The 15,482-nt window shown below is 70.5% G+C and carries 12 protein-coding genes; 1 reads left to right on the top strand and 11 read right to left on the bottom strand.

Annotation, left to right across the window (positions count from 1 at the left end; translation table 11 throughout):
* The first annotated feature begins 40 nt into the window (after positions 1–40).
* Entirely contained in the window at positions 41–2,878 is a 2,838-nt protein-coding gene (locus E9934_RS15440) for a serine/threonine-protein kinase (RefSeq protein ID WP_338036709.1), read from the top strand.
* A 3-nt stretch (positions 2,879–2,881) separates the two neighbouring features.
* Here the strand turns inward: E9934_RS15440 and E9934_RS15435 are convergent, their stop codons facing one another.
* From E9934_RS15435 to E9934_RS15385, 11 genes are all read right to left on the bottom strand, one after another.
* Complete coding sequence (locus E9934_RS15435) at positions 2,882–3,937, bottom strand: hypothetical protein (protein WP_136563791.1); 1,056 nt, start codon at positions 3,935–3,937, stop codon at positions 2,882–2,884.
* Between the two features lie 274 nt (positions 3,938–4,211).
* Positions 4,212–6,821: an ATP-dependent chaperone ClpB gene (clpB, locus tag E9934_RS15430; RefSeq protein WP_136563790.1), complete on the bottom strand. Its 2,610-nt coding sequence runs from the start codon at positions 6,819–6,821 to the stop codon at positions 4,212–4,214.
* A gap of 142 nt (positions 6,822–6,963) precedes the next feature.
* On the bottom strand, positions 6,964–7,899 hold the full coding sequence (locus tag E9934_RS20065; RefSeq protein WP_202977339.1) for an Abi-alpha family protein: 936 nt from the start codon (positions 7,897–7,899) through the stop codon (positions 6,964–6,966).
* A 73-nt stretch (positions 7,900–7,972) separates the two neighbouring features.
* Positions 7,973–9,307 (bottom strand): DUF445 domain-containing protein, encoded by a 1,335-nt coding sequence (locus tag E9934_RS15420; protein ID WP_238694993.1) that lies wholly within the window; start codon positions 9,305–9,307, stop codon positions 7,973–7,975.
* Between the two features lie 270 nt (positions 9,308–9,577).
* The gene (locus tag E9934_RS15415) at positions 9,578–10,006 is read right to left on the bottom strand and encodes a heat shock protein transcriptional repressor HspR (protein ID WP_136563789.1); all 429 of its coding nucleotides are present in this window, start codon (positions 10,004–10,006) and stop codon (positions 9,578–9,580) included.
* A complete protein-coding gene (dnaJ, locus tag E9934_RS15410) occupies positions 10,003–11,172 on the bottom strand; it encodes a molecular chaperone DnaJ (RefSeq protein WP_136563788.1) in 1,170 nt (389 codons plus the stop codon). Before dnaJ ends, E9934_RS15415 begins: the two co-directional genes overlap by 4 nt.
* Positions 11,173–11,226: 54 nt before the next feature.
* Positions 11,227–11,793, bottom strand: a complete 567-nt coding sequence (gene grpE, locus E9934_RS15405; RefSeq protein WP_136563787.1) for a nucleotide exchange factor GrpE — start codon at positions 11,791–11,793, stop codon at positions 11,227–11,229.
* The gene (gene dnaK, locus E9934_RS15400) at positions 11,790–13,640 is read right to left on the bottom strand and encodes a molecular chaperone DnaK (protein WP_136563786.1); all 1,851 of its coding nucleotides are present in this window, start codon (positions 13,638–13,640) and stop codon (positions 11,790–11,792) included. Before dnaK ends, grpE begins: the two co-directional genes overlap by 4 nt.
* A gap of 257 nt (positions 13,641–13,897) precedes the next feature.
* Positions 13,898–14,497, bottom strand: a complete 600-nt coding sequence (locus E9934_RS15395; protein ID WP_136563785.1) for a hypothetical protein — start codon at positions 14,495–14,497, stop codon at positions 13,898–13,900.
* Between the two features lie 31 nt (positions 14,498–14,528).
* Entirely contained in the window at positions 14,529–14,966 is a 438-nt protein-coding gene (locus tag E9934_RS15390) for a nuclear transport factor 2 family protein (protein ID WP_136563784.1), read from the bottom strand.
* 16 nt (positions 14,967–14,982) lie between these two features.
* The gene (locus E9934_RS15385) at positions 14,983–15,468 is read right to left on the bottom strand and encodes a nitroreductase/quinone reductase family protein (RefSeq protein WP_136563783.1); all 486 of its coding nucleotides are present in this window, start codon (positions 15,466–15,468) and stop codon (positions 14,983–14,985) included.
* Between the last annotated feature and the right edge of the window lie 14 nt (positions 15,469–15,482).

Below are 15,482 nucleotides of genomic sequence, written 5' to 3'. Positions count from 1 at the left end.
GACCTCTGCGTTGGTCCGGAAACGCATCGCAGGTGCTGTCGTGGGCGGTAGCGTCGCGACGTGCTGCCGGGGGGTCAGGAGATGTCGCGTGGTTGAGCTGGTGGGTCGTTTCCCGGTGTCGGTGGTGATCGGCCGGGGTGGGTTCGGGACGGTGTATCTCGGCACGGATCCCGTCACGGGTGAGCGGGTCGCGGTGAAGGTGTTGAACGACCCCGACGCACAGTGGCGTCGCTCGTTGTTCCGCGCCGAGGCGGCGGCGTTGCGGTCGGTGGCCGACCCGCACGTGGTGCGGGTGCGGGAGGTGATCGACGAGCCGGGGTTGGCGGCGTTGGTGACCGACTTCGTCGAGGGCGCCTCGTTGCGGCGGGTGGTGGCCGAGTCGGGTCCGTTGAGTGGCCCGGAGACGGTCGCGGTGCTGACCGGTGCGCTCAAGGGTCTGGCTGCGGTGCATGCGGCGGGTCTGGTCCATGCGGACCTGAAGCCGGACAACATCCTGGTCGATCTCGACGGGACGTCGCGGTTGATCGACTTCGGGCTGGCGGGTCCGGCGCGGCCATTGGGCGGTCCGGACACGTGGATCGGCACTCCGGCGTATCTGGCGCCCGAGGTGGTGCGGGGCTCCCATGTCGATCATCGCAGTGACATCTACGCGATGGCGGTGATCTTGTTCGAGCTGTTGGGTGGCCGGCAGCCGTTCGTGGGAGGCAGCGCGCTCGCGACGGCGTTGCTGCAGGTCTCGGCGCCGGTGCCGGATGTGCGCTCGGTGCGGGCCGACGTTGCCGAGCTCCTCGCGGGACTGTGTTCCCAGGACCTGGCCAAGGATCCGGTCGAGCGGCATCAGCGGGCGGAGGCGTTCGCGCGGAGTCTGGACATCGCGGCGGGGGTGTCCTACGGCGAGGACTGGGCTGCTGAGACCGCTGCGTCGCTGGCCGGCCGGTCCCGCACGACGATCACGACCATCGCCGCTGCAGCAGCCGGTGTGGCGGCCGCGGGCGTGGGCGTGCCGGTGGGTGTGGGCCTGCTGGGTGCCGCCCCGGTGGTGGCGCCGGGGGCGTTGTCGTTCCTGCTCGGCGGGATCGGCCTCGGTGCTGCCGGCGCTGCTGGGGCTGGGGCTGCTGGGGCTGGTGCTGCTGTCGGGGGTGCGGGTGGTGCGGGGGTCGGTGGATTCGGTGCGGCGGGTGCCGCGGCTGGTGCGGCGGGCGGGGGTGGTGCGGCCGCGACGACCTCGGGTGGCGCGCTGGCCGCGCTGGGCGGGGCCAAGGCCGCCGCTGCCGCTGCGGCAGCGGTCGTGGCGGTGACCGCCGGCACCACCGCCGTCATCGTCACCAACACCGACGACGCACCCCGTGACCGTCCGCCGGCCGCGGCGCCGGCGGAGCCGGCCATTCTGGCGGCGTACACGACATCCGGGTCGGGATTCGAGAGCGCTCACCTTCTCTACAACGACGGCACGAGCGAGAACCTGGGCATCGACGCGACGTCCGGTGCGCTGATCGACTTCACTGCCAGCCACGATGGCCAGTGGCTCGCCGTGTCACTGGTGCGAACCTCGTGGGAGGACCCCTCGATGAATACCGCCGACATCACGGTGATCTCGACCCTGGATCCATCGGTACGCGACGAGATCACCTGCAACTGCGCGGCACCGACCTTCAGTTTCGAGGGCCAGCTCGTGACAGCCACCTCCGATCTCGAACTGCTTCGCTTCGAGGCCGGGCCCAACGGGTTGGAGGCGCTGGCGTCCCTCACGCTGGACGGCGGCGAGCTCGGCATCCCGACCTATCCTCCGACCATCGACGCGGCCAACGACCGCGAGGGATTCTTCACCGCCGCCAGCACCACCGCCTACGACGCCACCCGGGCCATGGCCGTCGATCTGGACACCGGGCTCGTCCGCACGATCGCCGAGCCCGGCGATTCGACCCTGGGCGGTGCGACGCTGTCGGAGGACGGTCGGTTCCTCGCCTACGGGACGAACGCTGGCGGGACCGCGTGCTCTGCGCAACGTGGCATCGTCATCGACACGGCGACGGGCGACGACGACCTTCGTGCCGCCTATCTGGAGGCTCCCGCGGACTACGGCGACATCGGCGAGGTCTCTGGTGTCTGGTTCGACGGCAACGAGCTGGAGGTCGGATGGACACGGATGGACGCCAGCCAGACCAGTGGCTGCGCGCGGGAGGAGCCTCGGCGATTCCGCACCACGATCGAGGAACTTCCGCCGTTCGATCCGGGCACGTATCCGTCTCGCGACTGGACTCCATCCGGTGGCCCCGACCGGAGCGGCACCACTCATGACGGCAGGACCTGGCAGGCTGTCGACAGCACCGACGGGTCCGTGGAGCAGGCGCTGGTCGTCGAGGGGCAGCAGATCTCCAACCGGGTGCTCACCTTCCTCTTCGTCCCCGAGATCACCGGGGATCCGCAGGTCCAGTCCAGCGCAGCCTCATCGGACTCCGAGAGCCCCAGGGGCGGGAGCATCGTCGATTTCAATCCTCCAGCCGAGGTCGACGGGTCCGGCGATGTCAGCGCACTCGACGAGCTGCCCCAGGACTTCCGTGACTTCGTGGCCGCACGGGCGCGGGAGCTCTACGACGACGTGGCTGGCGATCCCGACTGCGGCGACCGCAACCTGACCTTCGTCACCGTTGACCGATACGACCCCCGCGGCTACGCCTCGGGGGAGGTGACAGGGTGTGGCGGTGCCATGGTCGTGTGGGCCAGGACAAGTGGCGCCTGGCAGGAGGTCGCCGGCTTCCAGGGGCTACAGTCCTGCGACCCCTTGCGCGAGGCGGAGGTTCCGGCCGACTTCTTCGCCGAGGAGTTCCCGTGCCTGGAACCGGGCGACACCACGCCCACGCCCTACGTCTACCCCTGATGGTCAGCGGCGGTACCAGGCGCTGACCTCGGGCCGCAGCAGGAGCCAGGCGCCGACGGCGAAGACCAGGACCAGCACCACCATCGGCGGCGCGGCGAACGACAGGGCGAGCGACAGGACCGCGGCAACCGCAGCCGAGATCGCGAGCAGGACACGCGCCCAGTTGTGGCCGACGAACGCGATCCCCGCCAGCACGATCGCGACGATCGCCCAGACGACGAGGACGCCGACCATGACGGACACGGAAGCGACGAGCTCGCTCTTGCCGACCTCCGCGGCGAGGTCCGGCTGCTGCTCCTGCATCTCGGCATAGAGCTCGTCGCTCTGGGTCGCCAGGGCCAGCGCCGTCAGGGCGAGGAAGGCGACCGTGATCGTGGAGAACGCCCACGCCAGCACGCAACCGGCGATGAGCGCGCCGGGCCGGGGCGTCTCACGTCGGCGCTGCGGCCGGTGGTCGACCCAGGGCGCGGTCGGTTGGTCGGACGACAGGCCGGACGACGAGCCGGACGACGGGGCGGGATCCGTCGGTTGCGGCGCCGGGGCGCTCCACGGCGAGGCGGGCTGGCTCGGCCCGGCATCGCCGTCCGGAGCCGGCCCGCCCACGCGCGCGGCGCGGCGCTGGTCGTAGCGCTGCACCCACGGGCGCCCGGCGTACCAGTCGCGCGTCGGCTGCAGCCACAGCAGGACGATCCCGGCGACGACCATCGGGGCGAGGAAGCCGTCGGTCGCCAGCGCGCCGAGGAGCAGCAGGGGCGACAGGGCGGTCAGGGCCATCCGGGCGCTCTGCGACCGCTTGAAGACCTGGAAGCCGAGGATCGTCGACGCCGTCGCCGCGCCTGCGCCGACGAGGCAGGCCACGCGGATCATGGTGGAGAACGTCTCGACGCTCATCCCCATCCCTCCGGCACCGGAGATCTGTCGCTCCATCCACTCCTGCACCTCGAGGGTGTGCAGGGTCGAGATGCGCTGCCACGCCGACAGCACCAGCACGATCGACCCACCGATGATCAGGGCACCGGCGAGGGTCGCCTGTCCGGGGCGGGGCTGCGGGTCGCTCATGGGCGCAGTTTCGCAGACCCCCGGTGACCGGCAGCCCCCTCCCCGTCCGTCGTCCCGTGCGGATCGGTCGAGATCTCGGTCTGGAGCCAACCGGATCGCACGGGGCGATCAGCTTGGATCCGTGGATTGCCGCCGTCGCGAGCGGCGCCACAGTGGTGCAGTCGCAAGGCGCGGGCGCGACGGCGGTCTGGTTGCACCGTCGAGTGTCCGCAACGCCGCGAATGCGCCGCTGTGGCGCCGCACAGCAGGCGGCCGTCCACGGATCCAAGCTGTGTCAGACGACCAGGGTCAGCCCGTCGTCGCCCCGGTCGACGGTGACCGAACCGCCGTCGGTGACCTCGCCGCCGATCAGCAGCCGCGCGAGCGGATCGCCGATGGCCGACTGCACGAGCCGGCGCAGCGGCCGGGCGCCGTAGGCCGGGTCGTAGCCGGTGTCCGCGAGCCACGCCCGGGCCTCGGGCGTGACGGCCAGCGAGATCCGCCGGCCCGCGAGGCGGCCCTCCAGCGAGCGCAGCTGCAGCTCGACGATCTGCGCGAGGTCGTCGCGCGACAGGGCGTCGAAGGTGACGATCTCGTCGAGCCGGTTGAGGAACTCCGGCTTGAACGAGGCCCGCACGACCGCGAGCACCGACTCCTGCTGCTTCTCCGGGTCCAGCGTGGGGTCGACGAGGAACTGCGAGCCCAGGTTGGAGGTGAGGATCAGGATCGTGTTGCGGAAGTCGACCGTGCGGCCCTGGCCGTCGGTCAGCCGCCCGTCGTCGAGCACCTGCAGCAGGATGTCGAAGACCTCGGGGTGCGCCTTCTCCACCTCGTCGAGGAGTACGACGGAGTAGGGGCGCCGCCGCACGGCCTCGGTGAGCTGGCCGCCCTCGTCATAGCCGACATAGCCCGGAGGGGCACCGACGAGACGCGCGACGGAGTGCTTCTCGGCGTACTCGCTCATGTCGATGCGGACGATCGCCCGCTCGTCGTCGAAGAGGAAGTCGGCCAGCGACTTGGCGAGCTCGGTCTTGCCGACGCCGGTGGGGCCGAGGAAGAGGAACGAGCCGGTCGGACGGTCCGGGTCGGAGATGCCCGCGCGCGCCCGTCGTACGGCGTCGCTGACCGCGCGCACCGCGTCGGACTGCCCGATCAGGCGAGCTCCGATGACCTGCTCCATCTCCAGGAGCTTGGCGCTCTCGCCCTGCAGCAGACGGCCCGTGGGGATGCCGGTCCAGGCCTCCACGACCTCGGCGATCTGGGTGGCGCCGACCTCCTCGCCGACGAGCTTCTCGTCGGACGGGTCGCCGATCTCGACGCCGGTGCCCGCCGGCACCGTCTCGAGGGTGCGGATCTGGCTCTCGAGCGCGGGGATCTGGCCGTAGAGGATCTCGCTCGCGCCGGCGAGGTTGCCGTCGCGGGTCAGCTTGTCGGCCTCGACGCGCAGCTGGTCCAGCTGTCGGCGCAGCTCGCCCTCGCCCTCGAGCTCGGACTTCTCCCGCTCCCAGCGCACCTCGAGCGCGCGCAGCTCCTCCTCCTTGTCGGCGAGGTCGCCCTTGAGCACGGCGAGCCGCTCGACCGACGCCTCGTCCGACTCACGCTCGAGGGCGAACTGCTCCATCTTCATCCGGTCGACCTGGCGACGGAGCTGGTCGATCTCCTCCGGGGAGGACTCGATCTCCATCCGCAGCCGCGACGCGGCCTCGTCGACGAGGTCGATCGCCTTGTCGGGCAGCTGCCGGCCGGAGATGTAGCGGTCGGACAGCGTGGCGGCCGCGACCAGCGCGGCGTCGGTGATCCGCACGCCGTGGTGGGCCTCGTACTTCTCCTGGATGCCACGCAGGATCTGGATCGTGTCCTCGACCGACGGCTCGCCGACGAAGACCTGCTGGAAGCGGCGCTCCAGTGCCGGGTCCTTCTCGATCGACTCGCGGTATTCGTCGAGCGTGGTGGCACCGATCATGTGCAGCTCGCCGCGCGCCAGCATCGGCTTGAGCATGTTGCCGGCGTCCATCTGCGACTCGCCGCCGGCGCCCGCGCCGACGACGGTGTGGAGCTCGTCGATGAACGTGATGACCTGGCCCTCGGCCTGGCGGATCTCGTCGAGCACGGCCTTGAGCCGCTCCTCGAACTCGCCGCGATACTTCGCGCCCGCGACCATCCCCATCAGGTCCAGCGAGAGCACCCGCTTGCCCTTGAGTGAGTCGGGTACGTCGCCGGCGACCACGCGCTGCGCAAGGCCCTCGACGACGGCGGTCTTGCCGACGCCGGGCTCGCCGATCAGCACCGGGTTGTTCTTCGTGCGGCGCGAGAGCACCTGGATCACGCGGCGGATCTCGGCGTCGCGGCCGATGACGGGGTCGAGCTTGCCCTCGGCGGCGGTGGCGGTGAGGTCGACGGAGTACTTCTCCAGCGCCTCGTACGTCGACTCCGCGTCCTGCGACGTCACCCTCCGGTTGCCGCGCACCGCGGTGAGCGACTCCTGGAGCCCCTCGGCGCTGAGTCCGGCCCCGGTCAGCACCTGCTGGGCGCTCGACTCGATGGTGGCCAGCGCGATGAGGAGGTGCTCGGAGGCGACGTAGTCGTCCTGCATCGACCGGGCGAGGTCGAGCGCCGAGGCGAGCACGCGGGTCAGGGACGCCGAGGCCGACGGCTGCTGGACGGTCGCGCCGCTGGCGCTCGGCAGCGTGTCGCGCGCGGCCGAGGCCGCGTGGACGAGTCCGCTGACGTCGACGCCCGCCTTGCTGACGAGGTTGGCCGCGGTGCCGTCCTGCTGCAGCAGCAGGGCGACGAGCAGGTGGATGGGCTCGACGGTGGAGTTGCCGGCGGTGGTCGCCGACAGCGACGCTGCCTCGATCGCCTCGCGACTGCGAGTGGTGAACTTGTCGGCGCCGAACTGACTCATGGATGCTCCTCACGGGGACGGCCTGGCTCATTCTGATCGACGGACGCGTGGTCCGTCATGAGTCGAACGTCCCGAAAGTTGAGTCTGTTCCACTCAACTCTTGCGAGTTTCGGTGCCCACCGAGGAACGAGGTCGGCCCCGATCAGGCATCCGCCTCCGGCGGGGTGTCGTGCTCGGGGAGGTCGCCCCGCGCGGCGAGCCGCTCGTCGACCAGCGCCAGTCGGGTGAACTCCTCGCCGAAGGGGGTGAGGTGGATGCTGCGGCGCACGACCTTGGCGAACTTGACCGAGTGCAGCGCCGCGAGGACGTCGGGCTGCGCCTCGAGCACCTGGTACTCCGCGTGCTCCTCCACCGGCTCCCGCGACAGCCAGACCAGGCCGAGGCGGAACAGGTTGTTGACGTACGACGGCACCTGATCGAGGTAGCGGACACCGGACCGGGCGCCGAGCATGTTGAGGCCCGGGGCGATGAGCTGGCTGCTGACCATGCCGATCGGGCCGCCCGTGCGGACGTCCACGGTCGGCTGCGGGCCCTTGCTGAGCAGCATCACCAGGATCCGCGCCTCGTCGGGAGCGAGCTCGTCGAGGATCCGGTCGTAGGCGGGGTGCCGGCCGTCCTGGGCCCACACGTCGCGGGACTTCTCGAGCAGCTCGGTCCCCCGCTCCCGCAGCGTCTGCGGTCGGCTGCCCGTGACCTGGCCGTCGACGACGGGCGCGGTCGCGAGGTGGGGGCGGTCGGGCCGGGCCCCCAGCTGCTCGCCGGCCCGCACCAGAGCAGTGCCGACCGGCGTACCGTCGGCGACCTGGCGGGCGATCTCGCCGACGGTGCCCACGAAGGAGCCGACGTCGCGGATGAGCGAGGCGGCCTCGTCGGCACTGGTCACGGCCTTGCCGACGCGCATCCAGTTGCGCGCCGTCGTCCGGGCGCCCCACCCGGCCGTGTGCAGGGCGGCCGAACCGGCCACCCGGAGCAGGCCCGGCAGGGTCTCGGCGACGGCCGGCCCGGAGACGGCCGGCAGACGGGTCCCTCCCCCGTCGGGCACTGCCGTCGTGTCGGCTCGCAGGTCTTCTCTCGCCACGGTCACAACCTCTCCAACGATCCGGATCCGCCCGCGCTCCCTGTGCGGCTGCTCACGCCGCGTGCTCCCCCGGTCATGACGGCGGGAACCCGGGGATCCAGCCCCAGTTGAAGAAGCCGAGGTGCAGGATGCCGCCGGCGGCGCCCATCACGGCGCCGTGCGCATAGAGCATCCACTCGTCCTCCTTGATGGCGGCGCGCATCATCTCGACGAAGTCGCGCGGCGGGAGCTCCTTGGTCCGGCGTGCGATCAGCACCTGGATCTTCTCCGACTGCTTCTTGCTGAAGTCGGCGTCGCGGAAGGGGGTGATGGTGCGGCCGACCGCCTCGGAGGCGAAGGACTCCTTGATGCTGGCATAGCGCTTGCCGCCCATGGCGACGTTGACGGCGCCGCGCAGCGGACCGGCGGCCTTGTCGATCGCCGGTCGCATGGCGGTCGCGATCATCTGGCGGGTGCGGTCTCCGCGCGGACCGTCCATGAGGAAGTCGCCGATCCGCTCGAGGGTGATGACGTCCTCGGCGATGATCCGGGCATAGACCTCGGCGCACTCGTCCTGGCGGCGCAGGAAGAGTCCCTGCACCTTGATCCCCAGGATCCGCTTCTCCTCCGGCGGGTCGAAGATCAGCCACATGCCCAGCAGGTTGGTGATCCAGCCGACCACGATGCCGAGCACGGGGAGCAGCCACTCCTGGTGCCAGGTCTGGTCGATGATCGCCACCGGGATGCCGAGCAGGAAGCCGAACACGAAGCCGAAGCCGACCATCAGGTTGAGCTCGCGCTGACCGACGTCGCGGAACACCCGGACCACCAGCTCGGGGTTGGCCCGGAAGTGGTCGATCACCATGATCTTGGGGTCGAGGAGCTGGTCGATGTGGACACCGATCTCGTCCGTGATCGTCTTCACGATCCCCGGCAGCTGCGCCTGGACCCGCGCGATCACGCTGTTCTTCACCGGTGTCGGGAGGTCGCGCCACAGGCGCGGGTGCTCGCGCATCATGACCTCGTCGACCAGCGACGGCAGGTCGGGCTCGAAGACCCGGACGATGTGCTCGGCGATCTGGTCAGGCTCGAGCTGCGCATAGAACTCGGCGGGAGTGCCGAGCTTGGCGATGACCTTGTCGACCGCGATGCTGCCCATCTTGGCGGCGCGCGCCGGGACGATGCCCTGCCAGCCGAACCCGCCGTCCATCCAGCCCGGGATCTCCTGGAGCTTGCGGGGCAGGACGCCGGTGACCTCCTTGAGGCCCGGGATCCGGAAGCCGTGGAAGTTGATCGGCTTGAACAGCATCCACAGGCCCGACCAGTTGATCAGCCAGCCGACCACGCCCGTGAAGAACGGGATCGACACGAACGAGAACCAGTTCACATGGTCGGCCCAGTCGTTGAGCCACTCCAGCACCGCGTCCACGTGCACCTCTCGTCCGTGAGTCCCGTCGTGCCCCAGTGCCACCAGACGGTCCTGACGCCGCTGAGGCTAGTGCCTCCTGTGACAACAGGCACAGGGATCTCAGGTCACGGTGTCACAGGAACCTCGGCCCGCGGTCGCACGAAGTGGGACAGAGTGCGGCGCGAGGTGGGAGATCTCGCGGGGCGAGGTGGGAGATCTCGCCGTACGACGTGTCCCACCTCGCGGGCCATCTTCTCCCACTTCGGGCCGCACGTCCTCCCACTTCGTGGGTCAGGTGGGGCGGCGCCAGACCACGACGGACTGGCCGGGAGCGGGTTGCGGGAGGACCGGCAGCCGGCTCGGTGGGGCGGGCCGCGCGGCCGATGCCCGGCGCAGCGCCTCGCGGGCGAGGTCCAGCTCGGCGCTCAGCTCGGCGTTGCGCGCACGCAGCGCGGTGACGACGTTCTCGAGGTCGATGATCCGGCGGACGCCCTCGATGCCGATGCCGGAGGCGGTCAGCTCGGCGATCTCCCGGAGCCGCTCGATGTCGCGATAGGAATAGCGGCGTCCGCCGCCGGACGTTCGGCCGGGCGTGATCAGGCCGACCCGCTCATAGGTGCGCAGCGTCTGCGGGTGCAGTCCACTGAGCTGCGCGGCGACGCTGATGACGAAGACGGCCGCGCCGGGGTCCGGACCGCCGGGGCCCTCGACGGTGCTCACGCCGGGTCCCCGAAGAGGTTGGCACGCAGGGACGAGCCGGCGGTCGCCGCGGCGTAGGCCTCGAGCGCCTGCCGGGCCTCGTCGTCGAGCCGGGCGGGCACCTGGACCTCGACGGTGGCGAGCAGGTCGCCGTGCGAGCCGTCGGCCTTCGCCGCACCCTTGCCCCGGATCCGGAAGGTCCGCCCGTTGGGCGTGCCGGCCGGGACGCGCAGGGTCACCGAGGCTCCGGTCAGCGTCGGCACCCGGATCTCCGCACCGAGCGCGAGCTCGGCGAAGGAGACGGGTACGTCGATCGTGAGGTTGTCGTCCTTGCGACCGAAGAGCCGGTGACCCGTGACCTTGACCGTGACGTAGAGGTCGCCGGCCGGACCACCGTGCTCACCGGCCGCACCCTTGCCGCGCAGCCGGATCCGCTGTCCGTCCTTGACGCCCGCGGGGATCCTCGCCTGGATCGTGCGGGTCGCCTGACCCTGACCGGTGCCGCTGCAGGTCGGGCAGGGGTCGTCGTAGACGAGCTGACGTCCACCGCACGCCGGGCACGTCTCGTTCATCGAGAAGGCGCCGCCGACGGAGGCCGTGACGAAGCCGGTGCCCTCGCACACCGGGCATGCGTGGGGCCGCGTGCCGGGCTTGCCGCCCGTGCCCCGGCAGGTGGCGCAGGCGCCCTCGGAGCTGATCCGCAGGGAGACCGTCACGCCCTCGAGAGCCTCGTTGAAGCCGATCGTCGCCGTGGTCTCCAGGTCCGCACCCCGGCTGGCGCGGGTCGCGCGGCGGGCGCCGAAGCCCCCGCCGAACAGGTCACCGAACAGGTCGCCGAAGCCGCCTCCGCCGCCCTGACGCTCGCGGAGCAGGTCCTCGAGGTTGACGCTCTGTCCACCGCCGCCCGGGCCGAAGCCCCCCGCCGGGAAGCCTCCGCGACGGAAGAGGTCGCGCGCCTCGTCATACTTCTTGCGCTTGTCGGGGTCGCCGATGACGTCGTAGGCCTCGGCGACCGCCTTGAACCTCTCGTGCTTGGCGGCGTCGTCGGGGTGCGAGTCGGGGTGGTTGGCGCGCGCGAGCTTGCGGTAGGCCTTCTTGATGTCGTCCTGGGTCGCGGACTTCGCCACCCCGAGCTCCTTGTAGAAGTCCTTGGTGGCCCAGTCGGACCTGATGCCGTCGTCACTCATCGCGCGCCTCCCTTCCCTTCTCCATCGCCACTTGTCGTCAGTGCCTCGGTCGCCTCAGCCGTCGGCCGGGTCGACCACGAGCACCTGAGCGGCCCGCACGACCCGGTCACCGATCTTGTAGCCGGCCTTGGCCACGACCCGGCAGGTCGTCACCTCGACCTCCGGGTCGGTGCCGAGGTGCGACAACGCCTCGTGGACCGTCGGGTCGAAGGCGTCACCCGGCTCGCCGAACTTGACCAGCCCCAGCCCGGCGACGATCCGCTCGAGCTGCTCGGCGACCGCCTTGAAGCCGCCGTCGAGCGGCTCGTGCTCGCGCGCCCGGTCGATGTTGTCGAGGACGTCGACGATCGGGGTGAGCGCGGCATAGGTCGCGTTCTCCCGGATCAGCTCGCGGTCCCGGTCGACCCGGCGCTTGTAGTTGAGGTACTCGGCCTGGGTCCGCTGGAGGTCGAGCGTGCGCTCCTCCAACTCCATCCGCGTGACGGTCAGCTCGTCGGCCTCGGGCGAGACCTCCCCGGCCTCGGGCTCGGCGTCGGCTGGCGTCGTCTCGTCCCCCTCCGGGGAGGGAGCAGCCGCGTCGGGCTGCTCCCCCGCCTCGGGGTCGAAGGACTCGTCGGTCACTTGTCGCCCTCGTCGTCGACGATCTCGGCCTCGACGACGTCGTCGTCGGCCTCGCCCGTCGCACCGGTGCTGCCACCCTCGGCGGCAGCGTCGGCCTCGGCGGCGGCGTACATCGCAGCACCCATCTTCTGGCTGGACTCACCCAGCTGGGAGATGGCGGCGGTGAGGGAGTCGGCGTCGGCCTCGGCGTTCTCGAGGACCGCCTTGAGGGCCTCGACGTCCGCGGTGACCTCGGTCTTCACGTCGTCCGGGATCTTGTCGCCGTTGTCGGCGAGGAACTTCTCGGTCGTGTAGACGAGCTGGTCGCCCTGGTTGCGGACCTCGACGGCCTCGCGACGCTTGGCGTCCTCCTCGGCGTACTGCTCCGCCTCGCGGACCATCCGGTCGATGTCGTCCTTCGACAGCGCGCTGCCGCCGGAGATCGTCATCGACTGCTCGCGGCCGGACGCCTGGTCCTTGGCGGAGACGTGCACGATGCCGTTGGCGTCGATGTCGAAGGTGACCTCGATCTTCGGCACACCCCGCGGAGCGGGCGGCAGCCCGGTCAGCTCGAAGTTGCCGAGGCCCTGGTTCTGCGACCACATCTGGCGCTCGCCCTGGGCGACCTTGATCTCGACCGACGGCTGGTTGTCGTCGGCGGTCGTGAAGATCTCGGACCGCTTGGTCGGGATCGTCGTGTTGCGCTCGATCAGGGTGGTCATCACGCCGCCCTTGGTCTCGATGCCGAGGGAGAGCGGGGTGACGTCGAGGAGCAGCACGTCCTTGACCTCACCGGCGAGGACGCCGGCCTGCAGGGCGGCGCCGACGGCGACGACCTCATCCGGGTTGACGCCCTTGTTGGGCTCCTTGCCGCCGAGCATCTCCTTGACCAGCTCGGTCACCGCGGGCATGCGGGTCGAGCCGCCGACGAGGACGACGTGGTCGATCGCGGAGAGCGCGACGCCACCGTCCTTGAGGACGTTCTGGAAGGGCGCCTTGGTGCGCTCGAGCAGGGAGGCGGTGAGGCGCTGGAACTCGGAGCGGGTGAGCCGCTCCTCGAAGTGCAGCGGGCCGTTCTCGCCGTGGGTGATGTAGGGCAGGTGAACGGTGGTGTCGCTGGACGACGACAGCTCGATCTTCGCCTTCTCCGCGGCCTCCTGCAGGCGCTGCGCGGCGATCTTGTCGGCGGAGAGGTCGACGCCGTTGGCGTCCTTGAACTTCTTGACCATCCACTCGACGATCGCGTTGTCCCAGTCGTCGCCACCGAGGTGGTTGTCGCCGCTGGTGGCCTTGACCTCGACGACGCCCTCACCGATCTCGAGCAGGGACACGTCGAACGTGCCGCCACCGAGGTCGTAGACGAGGATCGTCTGGTCGTCGCCCTTGTCGAGGCCGTAGGCCAGGGCGGCGGCGGTGGGCTCGTTGACGATGCGGTCGACCTTGAGGCCCGCGATCTCGCCGGCCTCCTTGGTGGCCTGGCGCTGCGCGTCGGAGAAGTACGCCGGCACGGTGATCACCGCGTTGGTGACCGTCTCGCCGAGGTAGGCCTCCGCGTCCCGCTTGAGCTTCTGCAGGATGAACGCCGAGATCTGCTGCGGCGTGAAGTCCTTGTCGACCGGCTCGCCGATGCGCGTGGTCCAGTCGGTGCCCATGTGGCGCTTGACCGACCGGATGGTGCGGTCGACGTTGGTGACCGCCTGGCGCTTCGCGACCTCGCCGACGAGGACCTCGCCGCTCTTGGCGAACGCCACGACCGACGGGGTGGTGCGGGCACCCTCCGCGTTGGCGATGACGGTGGGCTCGCCGCCCTCGAGGACGGCGACGACGCTGTTGGTGGTGCCGAGGTCGATGCCGACTGCTCGTGCCATGGGGTGTTCCTCCGATGTGCTGGTGGTTACGGGGTGCGGCTGCAGATTAGTTGAGCCGGATGCGCTCAAGTCTGACATACGGCTCAACGGCAACCGGACGCGGGTTTGTTCCCGGACTTCCCGAGGTCATCGAGGAGCGAGCGCCAGCGAGCGTCACGAGATGTCTGTGCGGACCTTGCGGAGGTCACCACGGCGGTCTCGTGACGCCCCGCTCGTTCCTCGCGGGGCTCCTCGACCACCAGAGTGGCTGCTGGCTGTTAGCCGACGGTGACGCGGATCTCGTTGCTGGCGGTGCCGGTGTCGCGGTCGATGACGCGGAACCGGTTGAGGCCGCTGACACCAGTGAAGACGTAGCTGGAGAAGGTGCCGTTGGTGACGCCGACACTGGCCGGGAAGTCGCTCCAGGTGTCGTTCTCGTAGCGCTGGACCCAGAGGATCGCGCCCTCGCCCGCGGGATAGACACCGCTGAAGTAGATCCGCTCGCCGGCGGTCACGGTGGTCGAGGCGGCCTGCAGCGAGATCTCGTCGTCCTCGACGACGTCCTCGGTGGTCTCCGTGGCGGTCGGCTCCTCCGACTCGTCCTCCGACTCCTCGGGGTCCTCCGACTCGTCGGGGTCCTCGGTGGCGAGCGTGATCCGGGGACCGGACTCCGCGGACTCGAACTGCTCCGGGATCGACATCGACTCACGCTGACCGCTGCCGTCGGCGACCGCGCTGTCCGAGTCGCCGAGTCCGAGCTGCGAGCTGGCGAGGAGAGCGACGAGGCCGAGGATCAGACCGACGCCCAGCGCGACCGCGACCAGAGCGACCAGCCCGTTGAGCACGGGGCGGTCGAACTTCGGGGAGTCGTCACTCACCCGGCCATTGTCGCCTTCCGGGTCAAGAAACCTAAAAACCGCGGGTCCAGACGACCTGCTCGTGCAGGCGACGGGACCGCCAGCCGTCGGGCGTGCGGACGAAGGAGTGCCGATACCAGCCGCCCACCTCGACGACCCGCTCGCCGCCGGATCCGTCGGCGATCCGCATCGGGTTGTCGAAATACGCCGTCACGTCGGCCGCGTCGCCACCGTCGGCGAAGTCGAAGGAGATCTGCCCGATCGTGTGCAGCCGATGGGTCGAGAAGGCGGGCAGCGCCTCGGCGAGCCAGGCCTTCACGGCCGGGAACGCGTCGGCCACGCCGCCGCTCTCCGTGTAGTCGATGTGCGCGTCGGGGGTGAAGACGGTGTCGAGCCGGTCGAAGTCGCCCTCGTCGACGGCGAGCGTGTAGCGGGTGAGCGCGTCGGTGATCTCGGCGCGGTCGATCAGCTGCTGGAGGTCGATCGTCATGTCCGGGGCGCTCCTGTCAGCGGGGCTCGAGGACGACGACCGGGATCTCCCGGTCGGTCCAGGACTGGTAGTTCTCGAAGTCGGCGTAGACGTCCACCAGGCGCGGCCACAGCAGCTCGCGCTCGCGGGCGTCGGCGACCCGGGCGCGGACGGCGCGCGCCCGCTCCTTCTTGAGGTGGATCGAGGTGTCGGGCCGGGCCATCAGGTTGGCATACCACTGGGGATTCTTCGGCAGGCCGCCCTGCGAGGCGACCACGACCACGTCCTGCCCGTCGGCCATGTAGAGCAGCGGCGTCGTGAACGACGTGCCGCTCTTGCGGCCCACGTGGTCGAGCAGCAGCACGGGCACCGGCTTCTTCCAGCCCGCTCCGATGCGCCACTTCGAGCCGATCCGCCCGTTGGTGAGCCGGAACAGCGCGACATTGGCCTTGGCGCCGTACTTGATGATCTTGACGACGATCGGCTTGTCGAGCCCGTCGGGCTTCTCCTTCGGCAGCGCCATGGGACACACTCTGG

Origin of the sequence: Nocardioides caeni (assembly GCF_004912195.1) — a bacterium.
GTDB classification, from domain to species: Bacteria; Actinomycetota; Actinomycetes; order Propionibacteriales; family Nocardioidaceae; genus Nocardioides; species Nocardioides caeni.
The sequence above is the reverse complement of the archived record's forward strand: the minus strand, read 5'-3'. Positions and strand labels throughout refer to the sequence as shown.